The organism is Streptomyces sp. DH41, assembly GCF_029813785.1.
Lineage (GTDB): Bacteria > Actinomycetota > Actinomycetes > Streptomycetales > Streptomycetaceae > Streptomyces.
This window is the reverse complement of record NZ_JARVKY010000007.1, coordinates 15,741-34,126: the sequence shown is the minus strand read 5'-3', so window position 1 is coordinate 34,126 and position 18,386 is coordinate 15,741. Positions and strand designations below refer to the sequence as shown.

General features: G+C 69.3%; 19 protein-coding genes. 2 read left to right on the top strand and 17 right to left on the bottom strand.

What is annotated here, in order from left to right:
• Window positions 1–296 precede the first annotated feature (296 nt).
• Entirely contained in the window at window positions 297–614 is a 318-nt protein-coding gene (locus tag QC283_RS13640) for a hypothetical protein (RefSeq protein ID WP_279561752.1), read from the top strand.
• A gap of 282 nt (window positions 615–896) precedes the next feature.
• Window positions 897–2,723 (top strand): glycoside hydrolase family 18 chitinase, encoded by a 1,827-nt coding sequence (locus QC283_RS13635; protein ID WP_279561751.1) that lies wholly within the window; start codon window positions 897–899, stop codon window positions 2,721–2,723.
• A gap of 140 nt (window positions 2,724–2,863) precedes the next feature.
• On the opposite strand, the gene QC283_RS13630 is transcribed toward QC283_RS13635, so the two are convergent.
• The 17 genes from QC283_RS13630 to rpmE form a co-directional block, all read right to left on the bottom strand.
• The gene (locus QC283_RS13630) at window positions 2,864–3,310 is read right to left on the bottom strand and encodes a DUF2550 domain-containing protein (RefSeq protein ID WP_279561750.1); all 447 of its coding nucleotides are present in this window, start codon (window positions 3,308–3,310) and stop codon (window positions 2,864–2,866) included.
• Window positions 3,311–3,452: 142 nt separating this feature from the next.
• On the bottom strand, window positions 3,453–3,827 hold the full coding sequence (locus tag QC283_RS13625) for a F0F1 ATP synthase subunit epsilon (protein WP_279561749.1): 375 nt from the start codon (window positions 3,825–3,827) through the stop codon (window positions 3,453–3,455).
• Between the two features lie 131 nt (window positions 3,828–3,958).
• On the bottom strand, window positions 3,959–5,407 hold the full coding sequence (atpD, locus tag QC283_RS13620) for a F0F1 ATP synthase subunit beta (RefSeq protein ID WP_279561748.1): 1,449 nt from the start codon (window positions 5,405–5,407) through the stop codon (window positions 3,959–3,961).
• On the bottom strand, window positions 5,407–6,324 hold the full coding sequence (locus tag QC283_RS13615; protein ID WP_279561747.1) for a F0F1 ATP synthase subunit gamma: 918 nt from the start codon (window positions 6,322–6,324) through the stop codon (window positions 5,407–5,409). The genes atpD and QC283_RS13615 overlap by 1 nt, the downstream gene beginning before the upstream one ends.
• A gap of 21 nt (window positions 6,325–6,345) precedes the next feature.
• Window positions 6,346–7,935 carry a F0F1 ATP synthase subunit alpha gene (gene atpA / locus QC283_RS13610; protein ID WP_279561746.1) on the bottom strand — a complete coding sequence of 530 codons (1,590 nt, stop codon included), beginning with the start codon at window positions 7,933–7,935 and terminating at the stop codon, window positions 6,346–6,348.
• Between the two features lie 125 nt (window positions 7,936–8,060).
• Entirely contained in the window at window positions 8,061–8,876 is an 816-nt protein-coding gene (locus QC283_RS13605; protein WP_279561745.1) for a F0F1 ATP synthase subunit delta, read from the bottom strand.
• Window positions 8,873–9,418, bottom strand: a complete 546-nt coding sequence (locus QC283_RS13600; protein ID WP_279561744.1) for a F0F1 ATP synthase subunit B — start codon at window positions 9,416–9,418, stop codon at window positions 8,873–8,875. The genes QC283_RS13605 and QC283_RS13600 overlap by 4 nt, the downstream gene beginning before the upstream one ends.
• A 44-nt stretch (window positions 9,419–9,462) precedes the next feature.
• Complete coding sequence (gene atpE, locus QC283_RS13595) at window positions 9,463–9,693, bottom strand: ATP synthase F0 subunit C (protein WP_279561743.1); 231 nt, start codon at window positions 9,691–9,693, stop codon at window positions 9,463–9,465.
• 72 nt (window positions 9,694–9,765) lie between these two features.
• A complete protein-coding gene (gene atpB, locus QC283_RS13590) occupies window positions 9,766–10,587 on the bottom strand; it encodes a F0F1 ATP synthase subunit A (protein ID WP_279561742.1) in 822 nt (273 codons plus the stop codon).
• Window positions 10,588–10,812: 225 nt separating this feature from the next.
• Entirely contained in the window at window positions 10,813–11,250 is a 438-nt protein-coding gene (locus tag QC283_RS13585; protein WP_279561741.1) for a hypothetical protein, read from the bottom strand.
• A 286-nt stretch (window positions 11,251–11,536) separates the two neighbouring features.
• The gene (locus QC283_RS13580) at window positions 11,537–12,865 is read right to left on the bottom strand and encodes an MraY family glycosyltransferase (protein ID WP_279561740.1); all 1,329 of its coding nucleotides are present in this window, start codon (window positions 12,863–12,865) and stop codon (window positions 11,537–11,539) included.
• Between the two features lie 129 nt (window positions 12,866–12,994).
• Window positions 12,995–14,266, bottom strand: coding sequence for a serine hydroxymethyltransferase (glyA, locus tag QC283_RS13575; RefSeq protein ID WP_383524663.1), 1,272 nt, complete (start codon window positions 14,264–14,266; stop codon window positions 12,995–12,997).
• Between the two features lie 197 nt (window positions 14,267–14,463).
• A complete protein-coding gene (locus QC283_RS13570) occupies window positions 14,464–15,144 on the bottom strand; it encodes an arsenate reductase/protein-tyrosine-phosphatase family protein (RefSeq protein ID WP_279561739.1) in 681 nt (226 codons plus the stop codon).
• Window positions 15,141–15,788, bottom strand: coding sequence for an L-threonylcarbamoyladenylate synthase (locus QC283_RS13565; RefSeq protein ID WP_279561738.1), 648 nt, complete (start codon window positions 15,786–15,788; stop codon window positions 15,141–15,143). The genes QC283_RS13570 and QC283_RS13565 overlap by 4 nt, the downstream gene beginning before the upstream one ends.
• Window positions 15,789–15,838: 50 nt before the next feature.
• Window positions 15,839–16,678 (bottom strand): peptide chain release factor N(5)-glutamine methyltransferase, encoded by an 840-nt coding sequence (gene prmC, locus QC283_RS13560; RefSeq protein ID WP_279561737.1) that lies wholly within the window; start codon window positions 16,676–16,678, stop codon window positions 15,839–15,841.
• A gap of 126 nt (window positions 16,679–16,804) precedes the next feature.
• A complete protein-coding gene (prfA, locus tag QC283_RS13555) occupies window positions 16,805–17,881 on the bottom strand; it encodes a peptide chain release factor 1 (RefSeq protein ID WP_279561736.1) in 1,077 nt (358 codons plus the stop codon).
• A 108-nt stretch (window positions 17,882–17,989) separates the two neighbouring features.
• Window positions 17,990–18,214: a 50S ribosomal protein L31 gene (rpmE, locus tag QC283_RS13550; protein ID WP_279561735.1), complete on the bottom strand. Its 225-nt coding sequence runs from the start codon at window positions 18,212–18,214 to the stop codon at window positions 17,990–17,992.
• Window positions 18,215–18,386: the final 172 nt, after the last annotated feature.

The following is an 18,386-nucleotide window of genomic DNA, read 5'->3' as shown; positions in this document are numbered from 1 at the left end:
CTGCGTGAACATCGAAGTCCTCGACCTTCCGATCGCATCGGTTTCGGGCACTACGATCGACTGTTCCGATCATCATGAGGAAACGTCGACCACGTCCCGGACCCACGAATAACGGCTTCACTCCGTCGGAGCAACACCCGCCGGTCCGCGGCTTCGTTCATTGGGTAGTCGCGTTCGGAAAGTGCTGCCGGAGTACGGATTGGCGCCGCTGGACGCGGTCACCGCCGAGCGCGGGCGATGCCCTCAACAGATTCGCCTGCCTCTAGTTCGAAAGACCCCCTCAGGAGGAAATCCGCATGGCTCTCAAGAAGGCGATCGCCTGCACCGTCACCGCGCTGGTCATGGCCGGCGGTGCCGCCGGCACGGCCGCGGCCGCCGACGACGACACCGCGAAGTTCGAGAACAACTCGCAGGTCCTCAGCTGCCTGCCGCTCGAAGTGATCGACATCCCGATCCTGTCGTCGGCCAACAACAACATCGACTGCTCCGAGAACAACAAGGAGGAGAAGGAGACCGAGGTGACCGTCGTCGACGAGGACGACAACAGCGCCAAGGCCAACTTCTTCCTCGCGGACGAGGACGCGTCGGAGGACCGGCACCACGAGTACCGCTGAGTCGGCTACCGGGCAGGCCGTCCCCACCGACGGCCCCACCTGACCGCGGCACCGACAGGCGCCCCGGTCGACCCGGTACTCACTGATCGCAGGTCAAGCGGCTCCCAGGCATCAACGCCCGGGGGCCGCTTCGCCGTTCCCGGAGACCGCCGGAGGGGGACCCGCGCCGGAACAGTGGTCCAGACCTATTGACCTATGGTCCAGACCTTTCTATTCTCGCGGCACTGCGGGCATGAGGCTCAGTCATGCCCACAACAACAACTCCCCATAAGGAGGCGCTTCATGCGCTTCAGACACAGAGCCGCGGCACTCGCCGCCACCCTGGCGCTGCCCATGGCCGGGCTGGTCGGACTGGCGAGTCCGGCACAGGCGGCCACGAGCGCGACAGCCACCTTCGCCAAGACCTCGGACTGGGGCAACGGCTTCGGCGGCAAGTGGACGGTGAAGAACACCGGCACCACGACGATCAGCTCCTGGAACGTCGAGTGGGACTTCCCCTCCGGCACCAAGGTCACCTCCGCCTGGGACGCCACGGTCACCAACTCCGGTGACCACTGGAGTGCCAAGAACGTCGGCTGGAACGGCACCCTCGCCCCCGGGGCGACCGTCACCTTCGGCTTCAACGGCAGCGGCCCCGGCTCCCCGTCCAACTGCAAGCTCAACGGCGGCAGCTGCGACGGCACGTCCGTCCCCGGCGACGAGGCCCCCTCCGCCCCGGGCACGCCCACCGCCTCGGGCGTCACCGACACCTCGGCGAAGCTGTCCTGGTCGGCGGCGACCGACGACAAGGGCGTCAAGAACTACGACGTCCTGCGCGACGGCGCCAAGGTCGCCACCGTGACCGGCACCTCCTACACGGACAACGGCCTTACCAAGGGCACCGACTACTCCTACACCGTCCAGGCCCGGGACACCGCCGACCAGACCGGCCCGGTCAGCGGCGCGGTGAAGGTCACCACCACCGGCGGCGACGGCGGCGGCAACCCGGGCGGCGGCGAGGAGGTCAAGCTGGGCTACTTCACCAACTGGGGCGTCTACGGGCGCAACTACCACGTGAAGAACCTGGTCACCTCCGGCTCCGCCGAGAAGATCACGCACATCAACTACGCCTTCGGCAACGTCCAGGGCGGCAAGTGCACCATCGGTGACGCCTACGCCGACTACGACAAGGCGTACACCGCCGAGCAGTCCGTCGACGGCGTCGCCGACACCTGGGACCAGCCGCTGCGCGGCAACTTCAACCAGCTGCGCAAGCTGAAGGCCGAGTACCCGCACATCAAGGTCATCTGGTCCTTCGGCGGCTGGACCTGGTCCGGCGGCTTCCCCGACGCGGTGAAGAACCCGGCAGCCTTCGCGAAGTCCTGCCACGACCTGGTCGAGGACCCGCGCTGGGCCGACGTCTTCGACGGCATCGACCTGGACTGGGAGTACCCGAACGCCTGCGGTCTCAGCTGTGACGAGACCAGCGCCCCGAACGCCTTCAGCAACATGATGAAGGCCATGCGCGCCGAGTTCGGCGACGACCTGGTCACCGCCGCCACCACCGCCGACGCGACCGACGGCGGCAAGATCGACGCGGCCGACTACGGCACCGCCGCGCAGTACATCGACTGGTACAACGTGATGACGTACGACTTCTTCGGCGCCTGGGCGAAGAACGGCCCCACCGCTCCGCACTCGCCGCTGACCTCGTACGACGGCATCCCGCAGCAGGGCTTCAACTCCGCCGAGGCGATCGCGAAGTTCAAGGCGAAGGGCGTGCCGGCCGACAAGCTGCTCCTCGGCATCGGCTTCTACGGCCGCGGCTGGACCGGCGTCACCCAGTCGGCGCCCGGCGGCACGGCCACCGGCCCGGCGGCGGGAACGTACGAGACGGGCATCGAGGACTACAAGGTCCTCAAGAACAGCTGCCCGGCCACCGGCACCGTCGCCGGCACGGCGTACGCGCACTGCGGCACGAACTGGTGGTCCTACGACACCCCCGCGACCATCACGTCGAAGATGGACTGGGCCGAGCAGCAGGGCCTGGGCGGTGCCTTCTTCTGGGAGTTCAGCGGTGACACCGCGAACGGCGAGCTGGTGAGCGCCATCGACAGCGGTCTGAAGTAGTACCCGGCAAGCTCCAAGCCCCGTTCGCCCTCCCCCTCGCTTCGTCCGGGGGAGGGCGAACGGGGTTACGCCACGTTCACCCTCCCCCAGCAGCTCCGCTGCCGGGGGCACCCCCACCCAGCGGGGCCCTGAACGTCGCTCTACGCGACGTTCACCCGCTGTCCGGGCGGGGCCGCCTCGAGCCACGCGAGGAACCCGGTCAGCGCGTCGTCGCTCATCGCCAGCTCGAGCCGCGTGCCCCGATGGACACAGGCGAGCACGACGGCGTCCGAGAGCAGCGCCAGCTCCTCCTCGCCGTCCGGGACGCGGCGGCCGGCCACCTCGATCGCGGAGCGTTCCAGGACGCGGCGCGGGCGGGGGGAGTACGAGAAGACGCGATACCACTCGACCCGGTCGCCGTTGTAGCGGGCCACGCCGTAGGACCAGCCCTTGCCGCCGGCGTCGCCCTCCTTGGGGGCGTCCCAGCGCAGGGAGCAGTCGAAGGTGCCGCCCGATCGCTGGATCAGCCGGCGGCGCAGACCGAAGACGAAGAGCCCGATCACCACCAGGGCGACGACAATTCCGCACACAGTCAGAGCGAGGGCCATCGACACCGACCTCCTCGTCTCCTAGGTAACGGAACGGAAAAAACACCCGGATCTGCCTCAGCCGCGGCCGGGTCCGGATGGCTCCGGTCCCAGCCGCGGCTGAGTGACGTCATGGCACGACGCTATCGCACAGTGCTGTGGATCAGCGTCCCGCCGCCGCGCGCAGTCGGACGTCCGCGCGGCGCTCGGAGTGGGTGTCGCCCTCCGCCTTCGCGTGCTCGAGCTCCCGCTCCGCCCGCTGGACGTCGATCTCGTCCGCCAGCTCGGCGATCTCGGCCAGCAGCGACAGTTTGCCGTCCGCGAACGAGATGAAGCCTCCGTGCACAGCGGCGACGACCGTCCCACCGTCACTCGTACGAATGGTCACCGGGCCCGACTCCAGCACACCGAGCAGCGGCTGGTGACCGGGCATGACGCCGATGTCGCCGGACGTGGTGCGCGCGACGACCAGGGTGGCCTCGCCGGACCAGACCTGACGGTCGGCGGCGACCAGCTCGACATGCAGCTCAGCAGCCAAGAGTGGCTCCTCGGGTCACCACCCGGCGGGAGAGCCGGGTGTTGGTTACAAGTCTAATGGGCGTGACGGAGGGGACGGGACGCGCCCGCCCCCTCCGGTGTGAGCCCTGGGGCTCACGATGAGCACGCGGCTCAGGAGACGCCGAGCTCCTTCGCGTTCTTCTTCAGGTCCTCGATGCCACCGCACATGAAGAACGCCTGCTCCGGGAAGTGGTCGTACTCACCGTCGCAGATCGAGTTGAACGCTGCGATCGACTCGTCCAGCGGCACGTCCGAACCGTCCACGCCGGTGAACTGCTTGGCGACGTGGGTGTTCTGGGACAGGAAGCGCTCCACGCGACGGGCACGGTGGACGACGAGCTTGTCCTCCTCGCCGAGCTCGTCGATACCGAGGATCGCGATGATGTCCTGCAGGTCCTTGTACTTCTGCAGGATGTTCTTCACGCGCATCGCGGCCTGGTAGTGGTCCGCCGCGATGTACCGCGGGTCGAGGATGCGGGACGTCGAGTCCAGCGGGTCCACGGCCGGGTAGATGCCCTTCTCGGAGATCGGACGGGAGAGCACCGTCGTCGCGTCGAGGTGGGCGAAGGTGGTGGCCGGGGCCGGGTCGGTCAGGTCGTCCGCGGGGACGTAGATCGCCTGCATCGAGGTGATCGAGTGACCACGGGTCGAGGTGATGCGCTCCTGGAGGAGACCCATCTCGTCGGCCAGGTTCGGCTGGTAGCCCACCGCGGAGGGCATGCGGCCGAGCAGGGTCGACACCTCGGAGCCCGCCTGCGTGAAGCGGAAGATGTTGTCGATGAAGAACAGCACGTCCTGCTTCTGGACGTCACGGAAGTACTCGGCCATGGTCAGGCCGGCCAGCGCGACGCGCAGACGGGTGCCCGGCGGCTCGTCCATCTGACCGAAGACCAGCGCGGTCTTGTCGATGACGCCGGACTCGCTCATCTCGTCGATGAGGTCGTTGCCCTCACGGGTGCGCTCACCGACACCGGCGAACACGGAGACACCGTCGTGGTTGTTGGCTACGCGGTAGATCATCTCCTGGATGAGCACCGTCTTGCCGACGCCGGCACCACCGAACAGACCGATCTTGCCGCCCTTGACGTACGGGGTCAGCAGGTCGATGACCTTGACGCCGGTCTCGAACATCTCGGTCTTCGACTCGAGCTCGTCGAAGTTCGGCGCCTTGCGGTGGATCGGCCAGCGCTCACCGGTGTACTTCTCGTCGACGTTCAGCACCTCACCGAGGGTGTTGAACACCTTGCCCTTGGTGAAGTCGCCGACGGGGACGGAGATGGCCGAACCCGTGTCGGTCACCGAGGCCTGGCGGACCAGACCGTCGGTGGGCTGCATCGAGATGGTGCGGACCAGGCCGTCACCCAGGTGCTGGGCGACCTCCAGGGTCAGCGTCTTGATCTCGCCCGCCTGCGCCGGGTCGGCGACCTCGACGTGGAGGGCGTTGTAGATCTCCGGCATCGCGTCGACGGGGAACTCCACGTCGACGACCGGGCCGATGACCCGCGCGACGCGGCCGGTGGCCACGCCCGACGCAGCGGTCGGCTCAACAGTGGTGGTCATTAGTTGTCACTCCCCGCGGTCGCGTCGGCCAGTGCGCTCGCGCCACCGACGATCTCGCTGATTTCCTGGGTGATTTCGGCCTGGCGGGCCGCGTTGGCAAGACGGGAGAGCGTGTTGATCAGCTCGCCCGCGTTGTCGGTGGCCGACTTCATCGCGCGCCGCGTGGCGGCGTGCTTGGAAGCGGCCGACTGGAGCAGCGCGTTGTAGATACGGCTCTCGACGTAGCGCGGCAGCAGGGCGTCGAGGACGTCCTCCGCCGACGGCTCGAAGTCGTACAGCGGAAGGACCTCGTCCTTCGTCGCAGACTCCTGAGCCACCTCTTCGAGGCGCAGGGGCAGCAACCGGGAGTCGACCGCCGTCTGCGTCATCATCGAGACGAACTCGGTGTAGACGATGTGGATCTCGTCCACGCCGCCCTCAGCCGTCTCCTTCTCGATGGCCTCGATCAGCGGCGCCGCGACCTTCTTGGCGTCCGCGTACGAGGGCTCGTCGGTGAAGCCCGCGAACGACTCCGCGACCTTGCGCTCACGGAAGTTGTAGTGGGCGAGACCGCGCCGGCCGACGATGTACGTGTCGACCTGCTGGCCTTCGCGCTCGAGGCGCTCGGTCAGCTGCTCCGCCGCCTTGATGGCGTTGGAGTTGAAGGCGCCGGCCAGGCCGCGGTCGCTCGTGAGGAGGAGGACCGCCGCACGAGTCGGGTTGTCCGCCTCCGTGGTCAGCGGGTGCTTGGTGTCCGAACCGCTACCGACCGCCGTCACCGCGCGGGTCAGTTCCTGCGCGTACGGCGTGGAGGCCGCCACCTTGCGCTGCGCCTTGACGACACGCGAGGCGGCGATCATCTCCATCGCCTTGGTGATCTTCTTGGTCGCGGTGACGGATCGGATGCGACGCTTGTAGACCCGGAGCTGGGCTCCCATGAGTCAGGTCCCTTCCTTACGTCACTTGGCGGCGGACGGGGCGTCCTCGCCGAGCAGCTTGCCGTCGCTCGTCTCGAACTGCTTCTTGAACGCCGCGATGGCGTCGCCGATGGCCTGAAGCGTGTCGTCGGACATCTTGCCGCCCTCGCGGATGGAGGTCATGAGGCCCTGCTCCTGGCGGTGCAGGTACTCGAGGAGCTCCTTCTCGAAGCGGCGGACGTCGACGACCGGCACCTCGTCCATCCGGCCGGTGGTGCCGGCCCAGACGGAGACGACCTGGTCCTCGGTGGACATCGGCTCGTACTGGTCCTGCTTCAGCAGCTCGACCATGCGCTGGCCGCGCTCCAGCTGCGCCTTCGACGCGGCGTCCAGGTCGGAGCCGAAGGCGGCGAACGCCTCCATCTCACGGAACTGGGCGAGGTCCACGCGCAGACGGCCGGAGACCTGCTTCATCGCCTTGTGCTGGGCGGAGCCACCGACTCGGGAGACGGAGATACCCACGTTCAGCGCGGGGCGCTGACCGGCGTTGAACAGGTCCGACTCCAGGAAGCACTGGCCGTCGGTGATGGAGATGACGTTGGTCGGGATGAACGCCGAGACGTCGTTGGCCTTGGTCTCGACGATCGGCAGACCCGTCATCGAACCGGCGCCCTCGGCGTCGGAGAGCTTCGCGCAGCGCTCCAGCAGACGGGAGTGCAGGTAGAAGACGTCACCCGGGTAGGCCTCGCGGCCCGGCGGGCGGCGCAGCAGCAGGGACACGGCGCGGTAGGCGTCGGCCTGCTTCGACAGGTCGTCGAAGATGATCAGGACGTGCTTGCCCTCGTACATCCACTGCTGGCCGATGGCCGAGCCGGTGTACGGCGCCAGGTACTTGAAGCCGGCCGGGTCGGACGCCGGGGCGGCGACGATGGTCGTGTACTCCAGCGCGCCGTTCTCCTCCAGCGCGCCGCGGACCGACGCGATGGTCGAGCCCTTCTGGCCGATGGCGACGTAGATGCAGCGGACCTGCTTGTTCGGGTCGCCGGTGCGCCAGTTGTCACGCTGGTTGATGATCGTGTCGACGGCCAGGGCGGTCTTGCCGGTCTGGCGGTCGCCGATGACCAGCTGACGCTGGCCGCGGCCGATCGGGGTCATGGCGTCGACGGCCTTGTAGCCCGTCTCCATCGGCTCGTGCACCGACTTGCGCTGCATGACCGTGGGGGCCTGCAGCTCCAGCGCACGGCGGCCGGACGTCTCGATCTCGCCGAGGCCGTCGATCGGCTTGCCGAGGGGGTCGACCACGCGGCCGAGGTAGCCCTCGCCCACGGCGACCGACAGGACCTCACCGGTGCGGGTGACCGGCTGGCCCTCCTCGATACCGCTGAACTCACCGAGGACGACGCAACCGATCTCGCGCTCCTCGAGGTTGAGGGCGAGACCGAGGGTGCCGTCCTCGAACTTCAGCAGTTCGTTGGCCATGGCCGACGGAAGACCCTCGACCTTCGCGATGCCGTCGCCGGCAAGGCTGACCGTACCGACCTCCTCGCGCGAGGCCGCGTCCGGCTTGTACGACTGGACGAAGTTCTCCAGCGCGTCCCGGATCTCCTCCGGCCGGATCGTGAGCTCCGCCATCTGAGTTCCCTGCTCTCCTTGTTGGGCCCGAAGTTTCACTTTGGGGGGATGGGGACTCCCCCCTGAAAGAGGTGAATCCTCTGCACGGCCCAACCCGGGCCGTAGTCCTACGTATGCGGTTGGTGCTAGCTCGCCATGCGGCGGGCGGCGTCGTCGAGCCGGTCCGCCAGCGAGCCGTTGATGATCTCGTCGCCGACCCGCACCTGGACTCCGCCGAGGACCTCCGGGTCCACGTCGAGGTTGAGGTGCATCTGGCGCCCGTACAGCTTCGCCAGCGCCGCGCCGAGGCGCCGCTTCTGGGTGTCGCTGAGCGGGACCGCCGAGGTGACGACGGCGACCGTGCGCTCGCGACGCTCGGCGGCGAGCTTGGACAGGGACTCGAGTCCCGCTTCCAGGCTACGTCCCCGGGGCGCGGTCACAAGGCGCGTCACCAGACGCTCGGTGGTGGCCTTGGCCCGGCCGCCGAGCAGGCTGTGCAGCAGCTCGCTCTTGGCCGACGTGCTCGCGGAGCGGTCGGTCAGCGCGGACCGCAGGCCCGTGTCGGACGCGACGATCCGGCTGAACCGGAACAGCTCGTCCTCGACGTCGTCGAGCGCGCCCGTCTTCTGCGCCGCGGTGAAGTCGGCCATGGCGGCCAGCTCCTCCAGCGCGTCCACCAGGTCGCGCGACTGCGACCAGCGGGAGCGCACCGTACCGGCCACCAGGTCGGCGGCGGGACCGCCGACCTGTCCGCCGAGGATGCGTCCGGCCAGTTCGGCCTTGGCGTCGGCGGCCTGCGCCGGGTCGGTGAGGACCCGCCGCAGGCTGACCTCGCGGTGGAGCAGCGCGGTGACGGCGGCCAGCTCGTCGGCGAGCTGCGCGGCGTCCACGGACGTGGAGTCCGTCAGCGCGTCGAGTCGCTCGCGTGCGGCTGCCAGGGCCTCGCGGCTCGCTCCGTTCATCGTCCGGCCTCGGCCTTCTCCTCGAGCTGGTCGAGGAAGCGGTCGATCACACGGCTCTGCCGGGCGTGGTCCTCGAGGGACTCGCCGACGAGCTTGCCGGCCAGGTCGGTGGCGAGCTTGCCGACGTCCTGGCGCAGCGCGGACGAGGCGGCCTTGCGGTCGGCCTCGACCTGGGTGTGTCCGGCGGCGATGATCTCCTCACGCTGCCGCTGGCCTTCCGCGCGCATCTCGGCGATGAGCGCGGCGCCCTGCTCCTGCGCCTCCTGGCGCAGACGCGCGGCCTCGTGCCGGGCCTCGGCGAGCTGAGCCTTGTACTGCTCCAGCACGCTCTGGGCCTCGGTCTGAGCGGCCTCGGCCTTCTCGATCCCGCCCTCGATCGCCTCGCGGCGCTCCTCCAGAACCTTGTTGATGTTCGGGAGGATCTTCTTGGCGAGGAAGCCGAAGACGATGACGAAGGCGATCAGGCCGATGACGACCTCGGGGATCGCCGGGACGAGGGGGTTCTGCGCCTCCTCGGCCGCGATATGAAGCAGTGGGCTCATATCAGAGTGCCTTTCGTCTAGTGAGCCGGTCGCGGATCAGATGATCACGTGCCGTAGACGAACGGCATGACCAGGCCGATCAGGGCGAGCGCCTCACAGAAGGCGAAGCCGAGGATCTGGTTGGAACGGATCAGGCCGGCGGCCTCGGGCTGACGGGCGATGGCCTCGGTGCCCTTACCGAAGATGATGCCGACGCCGATGCCGGGGCCGAAGGCGGCGATGCCGTAGCCGATGGAAGCGATCGAGCCGCTGACGGCGGCCAGGGTCTGGGACATGCCAGTTCTTCCTTTTCTTCACGGTTCCGGTGGGGGTGGGCCACCGGACGACTGGGGGCGGGTGCGGGACGCTCAGTGCTGCTCGGCGAGCGCGCCCTGGATGTAGGTAACGGCCAGCAGGACGAAGACGTATGCCTGCAGTGCCTGGATGAAGAGCTCGAAGGCGGTCATCACGATGACCATCACGAACGAGACGCCGGCGTAGGCGATCCCGATGCCGTTCAGCAGGTACCAGCTGGCGATGGTGAACAGCACCAGCAGGATGTGGCCCGCGAACATGTTCGCGAAGAGTCGCACGGCGTGGGTGAAGGGCCGCACGAGCAGGTTCGAGAAGGCCTCGATCAGCATGACGACCGGCAGGGCCGCACCGAGCGACTTGTCGTAGCCGGTGAAGTTCTTCAGGGCGCCGACGAAGCCGTGCTTCTTGAAGGTCAGTGAGACCCAGACGACGTACACGAGCAGCGCCAGCACCGCCGGGTAGGCGATGGACGACGTCACCGGGAACTGGGCGACCGGAATGATCGCCCAGAGGTTCATCATCCACACGAAGAAGAACAGCGCGACGATGAACGGGACGTACTTCTCGCCCTCGCGCTTGCCCATCGTCTCGTAGACGACGCCCCGGCGGATGAAGTCGTAGCCCGCCTCGGCGACCATCTGGAGCTTGCCGGGGACGACCTTGGGCCGGCCGAAGGCGGCCCAGAAGAAGCCGACGATGATGATCGAGCCGAGCAGCGCCAGCAGCATCGTCTTGTTGAAGTACACGTTGCTGTCGCCGTTGCCCCACAGGGGCTCGAACAGGAACGAGTGCAGCCCGGGAGACGGGAAGCCACAGCCGTCGAAGATGTGGCAGTCGGTCTCGAAGGCGAGCACCTGTGTCTGGTCAGCACTCACCGCGGGCTCCTTCAGCGTGGCGCATGGATTCGGCAACCTCGTGGTGTCGGCGCGGCACGGGGCCGCGGATCGGCACGGGACTGGTGTTACGGGTATGGGGGCGGCTGTGGGGCATCTCGCCTCGCGATGTGGCAGGCGTCAGCTGGGATGCCCGCGCCCGCGATGCCGCAGTTGGCACCGGACGATAGCAGGGTCTCTCATGCGCCTTTATCCCGGCCCTACGTCTCACGACGGGCGCCCCGGAGTTTCCTTCTTCTCGCTCGTCGTCGACTCGGGCTCCACGTAGAGGATCTTGGCCTTCATCTGGGCACGCGCTTGCGCGGCGACCCAGGTGAGAGTGCCCGCGAGCAAGGCGAGAGCGAAGACCTTCGGATGGAACAGCGTCGTGTCCTTGAAGAGCACGATGAAGACGAACATCAGCGCGATCTGAGCCATGTACATCATCAGCGCCATCGCCTGGAACAGCGTCGGCACCGACCTGGCGGTCCACTGAAGGGCGTACAGCCCCGCTCCCATGAAAAGGATCACGATCACCGCCCCGACGAGCGCCCCGATCGCACCCTTGCCCCCCTCGACGGCACCGCCGATCGCGACTGCGAGCGCACCGACGATGGCGGTGGGCACGGCAGCCTGGATCAGGATCCGGACGTCGTTGGAGGGCATGGCGGCAGCTCCGCTTTCAGGGGGCAGGGGGTGTCGTCATGGACGAGCGTAGTCCCCCGGGTCGAGTGCAGAACTCTCACCAACGGGCCGTCGCACTGCGGCCCTTCGGCTCCATCCGGGGTTCTCGTGAACGGTATCACAAACTATTTGATGAGGTCTTTACCTGGGAGTGTGCTTGCTGTCACACATGAGAGTGACCGTGCGCGTTTGTGCGCTCACTGAGCCCACTTGTCTGGTAATGGGGTACTTCGTTCCCCCACGAGTTGGCAATGCTCTAGTCAGATTCTTACCTTGTGCGCGAACGGGGGCCGACGGCGGTGGCCCCGTTGACGCCCGAGACACCCGCGGCGACCGGGACCCGGTCGCCGGTCGCACCCGCACCGGACTCGTCGGCGTCGCCGCCCTCGTCCGCGGCCACCGGAGGCTCCCCCTCCGTGACGACCGCCTTGCGGCGGCGGTAGCGGGGCGGCACGAAGTGCTCGGCCCAGCGCGGGGCGCGGGGGGTGAAGCGCGGCAGCAGGAGCAGGACCAGGCCCGCCGCGCTGAGGATGACGACGCTCAGCACGATCCACATCGAAGCGGCGTTCACGGAGTACGCGAGCGCACCGAAGGCGATCAGCGCCGAGAAGAAGTACATGATCAGCACCGCGCGGCTGTGCGAGTGGCCGATCTCCAGCAGCCGGTGGTGCAGGTGCCCCCGGTCCGCGGCGAACGGCGACTGGCCGCGCCAGGTGCGCCGGACGATCGCCAGGATCAGGTCGGCGGCCGGGATGGCGATGATGGTGAGCGGCATCACCAACGGGATGTAGACCGGCACCATCTGGTGCACCGAGTTGCGCTCGGAACCGGAGAACAGGTTCATCAGGTCCGGGTCGACCTGGCCGGTGACCGAGATCGCGCCGGCCGCCAGGACGAGCCCGATCAGCATCGAACCGGAGTCGCCCATGAAGATCCGGGCGGGATGCATGTTGTGCGGCAGGAAGCCCAGGCACATGCCCATCAGGATCACCGCGAACAGCGAGGCCGGGGCCGCGGCCTCGATGCCGTACGAGTACCAGATCCGGTAGGCGTACATGAAGAACGCGGCCGCCGCGATGCACACCATGCCGGCGGCGAGACCGTCCAGGCCGTCGACGAAGTTGACCGCGTTGATGGTGATGACGACCAGCGCCACCGTCAGCAGGGTGCCCTGCCACTGGGTGAGCGCCACCGTGCCGACGCCCGGCACCGGGATCCACAGGATGGTCAGACCCTGCACCACCATCACACCGGCGGCGATCATCTGCCCGCCCAGCTTGATCAGGGCGTCGATCTCGAACTTGTCGTCCAGGACGCCGATCAGCCAGATCACGGCCGCCCCGGAGAGCAGGGCCCGAGGCTCGTTCGAGTTCTCGAAGACCTCACTGAGGTTGGTGAGGTGGTCGGCGACCAGCAGGCCCGCGCACAGTCCGAAGAACATCGCGATCCCGCCGAGCCGCGGAGTGGGTTCCCGGTGCACGTCACGTGCCCGGATCTCCGGCATCGCCCCCGCCACGATCGCGAACTTCCGTACCGGCCCTGTCAGCAGATACGTCACCGCGGCCGTGATGCAGAGCGTCAGCAGGTATTCACGCACAGGCTTCCCCACAGGTCTCGCTGGCCATTCCCAGCCCACCACCCTAGCGATGCGCGCATATGGTTGGGGACTTCCGGGTAGCGACGATGGTTGCACGTGTGGCGGTGCACACGTCGCGCCTACCCGGACTCAGTCCGGGTACGGCGGGAATTGCCCGACCAGATCCCGTACGTCGTCCCGCGCCGCGGCGGGCTCCGTCCCGCCCCGGAGCACCTGGGCGAGCAGGGTGGCCACCGCCCGCATCTCCCGCTCCCCCATGCCCTGCGTGGTCATCGCCGCGGTGCCCAGCCGCAGGCCGCGGGCGTCGCCGTGCGGCAGCGCACAGCAGTCCAGGACCATCCCGGCCGCCGCGAGCCGGCCCCGCGCGCTCTTCCCGTCGACGCCGAGCGGGGCGGGGTCGGCGGTGATCAGATGGGTGTCCGTGCCGCCGGTGGTGACGACCAGGCCCTCGGCGGCCAGGTGCGCCGCGAGCGTACGGGCGTTGGCGATCACCTGATGGGCGTACGCGGCGAAGGCCCCGGTCGCCGCCTCCCCGAAGGCGACCGCCTTGGCCGCGATGGTGTGCATCTGCGCGCCGCCCTGGGTGAACGGGAACACCGCCCGGTCGACGCGCTCCGCCAGCTCGCTCCCGCACAGGATCATGCCGCCGCGCGGCCCGCGCAGCACCTTGTGCGTGGTGGCGCACACCACGTCGGCGTACGGCACCGGACTGGGCGCCGCTCCCCCGGCCACCAGCCCCATCGGGTGGGCGGCGTCCGCGATGAGATAGGCGCCCACCTCGTCGGCGACGTCGCGGAAGGTCGCGTAGTCGGGGTGGCGGGGGTAGGCGATCGAGCCGCACACGATCGCCTTGGGCCGGTGGGCGCGGGCCAGGGTGCGCACCTGGTCGTAGTCGATCAACCCGGTCTCCGCGTCCACGCCGTAGCCGACGAAGTCGAACCAGCGGCCGGAGAAGTTGGCCGGTGAGCCGTGGGTGAGGTGACCGCCGTGCGGCAGCCCGAGGGCGAGGACGGTGTCGCCGGGGCGCAGCAGCGCGGCGTAGGCGGCCAGCACGGCGGAGGAGCCGGAGTGGGGCTGCACGTTGGCGTGCTCGGCGCCGAACAGGTCCCGGGCCCGCTCCACGGCGAGCCGCTCGGCGACGTCGACGAGCTCGCAGCCGCCGTGGTGCCGGGCGCCCGGGTAGCCCTCGGCGTACTTGTTGGCCAGCGGGGAGCCGAGGGCGGCCAGCACGGCGGGGGACGTGAAGTTCTCGGCGGCGATCAGCTGGAGGGTGGTCGACTGCCTGCGGCCCTCGGCGAGCAGGATCTCGGCCAGTTCGGCGTCCTGGCGCAGCAGGGGTCCGAGCATGCCGTCATCGGCCATGCCGGCATCGGCCTGTGGGACGTCGTGGGTGACCGACATGGTGCGCTCCGGGCGTGCGTCGACGGTGACGTACGACCAATGTAGGCCCGTGGGGCCGACGGCGCCCGCGTTGTCGCTCCGCCGCCGCCGCGTGGGCGGCGGCGTACCCCGCCTGCCGCCGCGTGCGCGCCCGGCCCGCCCCGGCCCCTGTTCCGATACGGGCACCAGGCCCTGTCCCGGCGCTGACGGGGGCCCGCCTACATGCGCGCCGCGACCCCCGTCAGCGCCGTCACCACCGGATCCAGCGCCTGGTGTATCTCGTCCCCGACCGACCGGAAGAACGGCAGCGGCGCCCCGTACGGGTCGTACACCTCGTCCGCCTCCACCGTGGGCGCCAGCAGCCACCCGCGTAGCGCGGCGGCCGCGCGGACCAGGGCGCGCGCGCGGGCGACCACGCCGTCCTCCAAGGACGGCAGCGTCGCCGGGTCGATGGCGTTCACCAGGCGGGTGAACTCCTTGAGGGTGAAGGTGCGCAGCCCCGCCGAGTGCCCCATGGAGATGACCTGGGCGCGGTGGTCCCGCGTCGCGGTCAGCACGAGGTCGGCGCGGATCACGTGCTCGTCGAGCAGCTCACGTCCGGTGAAGCCGGCCGCGTCCGCGCCGAAGTCCGCGAGGACCGTCTCCGCGTTCGACTCCATGGGCGCGCCCTCATGGCCCCAGGTGCCCGCGCTCTCCACGATGAGGCCACCGCCCAGCACGCCGAGCCGCTCCTTCACGAAATGCCGGGTCAGCCGCTCGGTGATGGGCGAGCGGCAGACGTTGCCGGTGCTGACGTGGAGGATGCGGAAGCTGTCGCGCGGAAGCCCGACGAACGTTGTCGTGATCTCCGCGGCGCGTTCCGCGTTGCCTATGCCACGCCCCGTCTCAGGGGCCGTCAATTCGCCACCTCGAGGTCGGGTACCACCTTGCGCAGCTCCTCGGCCGACAACGCGCCCGCGCGCAGCAGTACGGGCACCTCGCGGGTGACGTCGACGATGGACGACGGGACGTTGCCGGGGGTGGGGCCGCCGTCGAGGTAGACGGAGACGGAGTCGCCGAGCATCTGCTGGGCGGCGTCGCAGTCCTCGGGCGCCGGGTGGCCGGTCAGGTTGGCGGAGGAGACGGCCATGGGGCCGACCTCGGTGAGCAGCTCGATGGCGACGGGGTGCAGCGGCATGCGCACGGCGACCGTGCCCCGGGTGTCACCGAGGTCCCACTGGAGGGACGGCTGGTGCTTGGCGACGAGCGTCAGCGCGCCCGGCCAGAAGGCGTCGACCAGTTCCCACGCCATCTCGGAGAAGTCGGTGACCAGGCCGTGCAGGGTGTTCGGCGAGCCGATGAGGACGGGGGTGGGCATGTTGCGGCCCCGGCCCTTGGCGTCCAGCAGGTCGGCGACGGCCTCCCCGGTGAAGGCGTCGGCGCCGATGCCGTACACGGTGTCCGTCGGCAGCACCACGAGCTCGCCACGGCGGACGGCGGACGCGGCCTCGCGCAGACCGGTCACACGGTCGGTCGCGTCGTTGGTGTCGTATCGCCGTGCCATTTAGCGGGCCTCCTCGTACACGTACTGCGGGGTCGAAGTCTGGGCGGTGATCACGGCATCGCCTTGCGGGCGGTCGCGAACCGCGGGCGGTTGTTGAGGTCGGGGTGGTCGGCCGCGTCGGCCCAGCCCCGCTCCTCGGTGAAGATCCACGGCACCTGGCCGCCCTGGGTGTCGGCGTGCTCGACGACGACCACGCCACCGGGGCGCAGCAGACGGTGGGCGGTGCGTTCCAGGCCGCGGATGAGGTCGAGGCCGTCCTCGCCGGAGAACAGGGCCAGCTGGGGGTCGTGGTCGCGGGCCTCGGGGGCGACGTACTCCCACTCGGTGAGCGGGATGTACGGCGGGTTGGAGACCACCAGGTCGACCTGGCCGTCGAGGTCCGGGAAGGCCGTCAGGGCGTCGCCCTGGCGCAGTTCGACCCTGGACCCCTCCATGTTCCTGCGCGTCCACTTGAGGGCGTCCTCGGACAGCTCCACGGCGTACACGCGCGAGCGCGGCACCTCCTGCGCGAGCGCGAGCGCGATGGCGCCCGAGCCGGTGCACAGGTCGACGATGCAGGGCTCGACGACGTCCATGGCGCGTACGGCGTCTATGGCCCAGCCGACGACGGACTCGGTCTCGGGGCGGGGCACGAAGACGCCGGGGCCGACCTGGAGCTCCAGGTAGCGGAAGTAGGCGAGGCCGGTGATGTGCTGGAGCGGCTCGCGCGCCTCACGGCGGGCGACGACCTCCCAGTACCGGGCGTCGAAGTCCGCGTCCGGCACGGTGTGCAGCTCGCCCCGCTTGACGCCGTGCAGATACGCGGCGAGCTCCTCCGCGTCGGTGCGCGGCGAGGGCACGCCGGCGTCGGCCAGCCGCTGGGTGGCCTGGGCCACCTCCGCGAGCAGCACACTGCGGGGGTTCGGGGGTCGCCCCCCGTGATGTTGCGCCACGCTGGTCCTCCGGGGCTGAGCTGGTCGTCCGGTACGGGCGTACGGATCTACAGGCGTACGGATTCGGGTCCGGTGCGGCTACGGTCAGGCGGCGGCGAGCTTGGCCGCCGAGTCCGCGTCGACGCAGGCCTGGATCACCGGGTCGAGGTCGCCGTCCAGGACCTGGTCCAGGTTGTACGCCTTGAAGCCGACGCGGTGGTCCGAGATGCGGTTCTCCGGGAAGTTGTACGTACGGATCTTCTCGGAGCGGTCGACGGTGCGGACCTGGCTGCGCCGGGCGTCCGCGGCCTCCTTCTCCGCCTCCTCCTGCGCCGCCGCGAGCAGCCTGGAGCGCAGGATACGCAGTGCCTGCTCCTTGTTCTGCAGCTGGCTCTTCTCGTTCTGGCAGGAGGCGACGACTCCGGTCGGAATGTGCGTGATGCGCACCGCGGAGTCGGTCGTGTTGACGGACTGACCGCCGGGGCCGGAGGACCGGTAGACGTCGATGCGGAGATCGTTGGGGTTGATCTCGACGTCGATCTCCTCGGCCTCGGGCGTGACGAGCACACCGGCCGCGGAGGTGTGGATACGGCCCTGGGACTCGGTCGCCGGCACCCGCTGCACGCGGTGCACCCCGCCCTCGTACTTCAGCCGCGCCCAGACGCCCTGGCCGGGCTCGGTGGCGCCCTGGCCGCCCTTGGTCTTCACGGCGACCTGGACGTCCTTGTAGCCGCCCAGCTCGGACTCGGTGGAGTCGATGATCTCGGTCTTCCAGCCGACCCGCTCGGCGTAGCGCAGGTACATGCGCAGCAGGTCACCGGCGAAGAGCGCCGACTCGTCGCCGCCCGCGCCCGCCTTGACCTCCAGGATGACGTCCTTGTCGTCGCTGGGGTCGCGCGGGACGAGCAGCAGGCGGAGCTTCTCGGTGAGCTCGTCGCGCTGCTTGTCCAGCTCCTTGACCTCGGCGGCGAAGTCCGGGTCGTCGGCGGCCAGCTCGCGCGCGGTCTCCATGTCGTCGCCCGTCTGCTTCCAGGAGCGGAACGTGGCGATGATCGGGGTGAGCTCGGCGTACCGCTTGTTCAGCTTGCGCGCGTTGGCCTGGTCGGAGTGGACCGACGGGTCGGCGAGCTTCTTCTCCAGGTCGGCGTGCTCGGCGACGAGTTCCTCGACGGCCTCGAACATCTTGGGCTCCTGCTACTGCTTGGGAAGGGGAAGAGGGGCGACCAAAAACGCCGGTCCCGGCGCTCCCCCGGCTGGGGGCGCGGCCGTGGACCGGCGGTTGGAGGCTCGCTACTTCTTGGAGCCGGCGGCAGCCTTGCCGAAGCGGGCCTCGAAGCGGGCCACGCGGCCACCGGTGTCGAGGATCTTCTGCTTGCCCGTGTAGAACGGGTGGCACTCGGAGCAGACCTCGGCCCGGACGGTGCCGGACGGGATGGTGCTGCGGGTGGTGAACGACGCGCCACAGGTGCAGCTGACCTGCGTCTCGACGTACTCGGGGTGGATGTCGCGCTTCAAGGTGTCTCCTACTGTTCGGGAGGGCGCCGGGTCGCCGCCGCGGGATGCGGGAGCGTGAACCGGAGCCGACGTACCAGTCTGCCAGGACTGGGGCCTTCTCCCAAAACCGGGGGTTGCCGTCGTCTATTCCCCACGCCTGTACCGGGTGCCGCTCACCACGCCGCTACGGGTG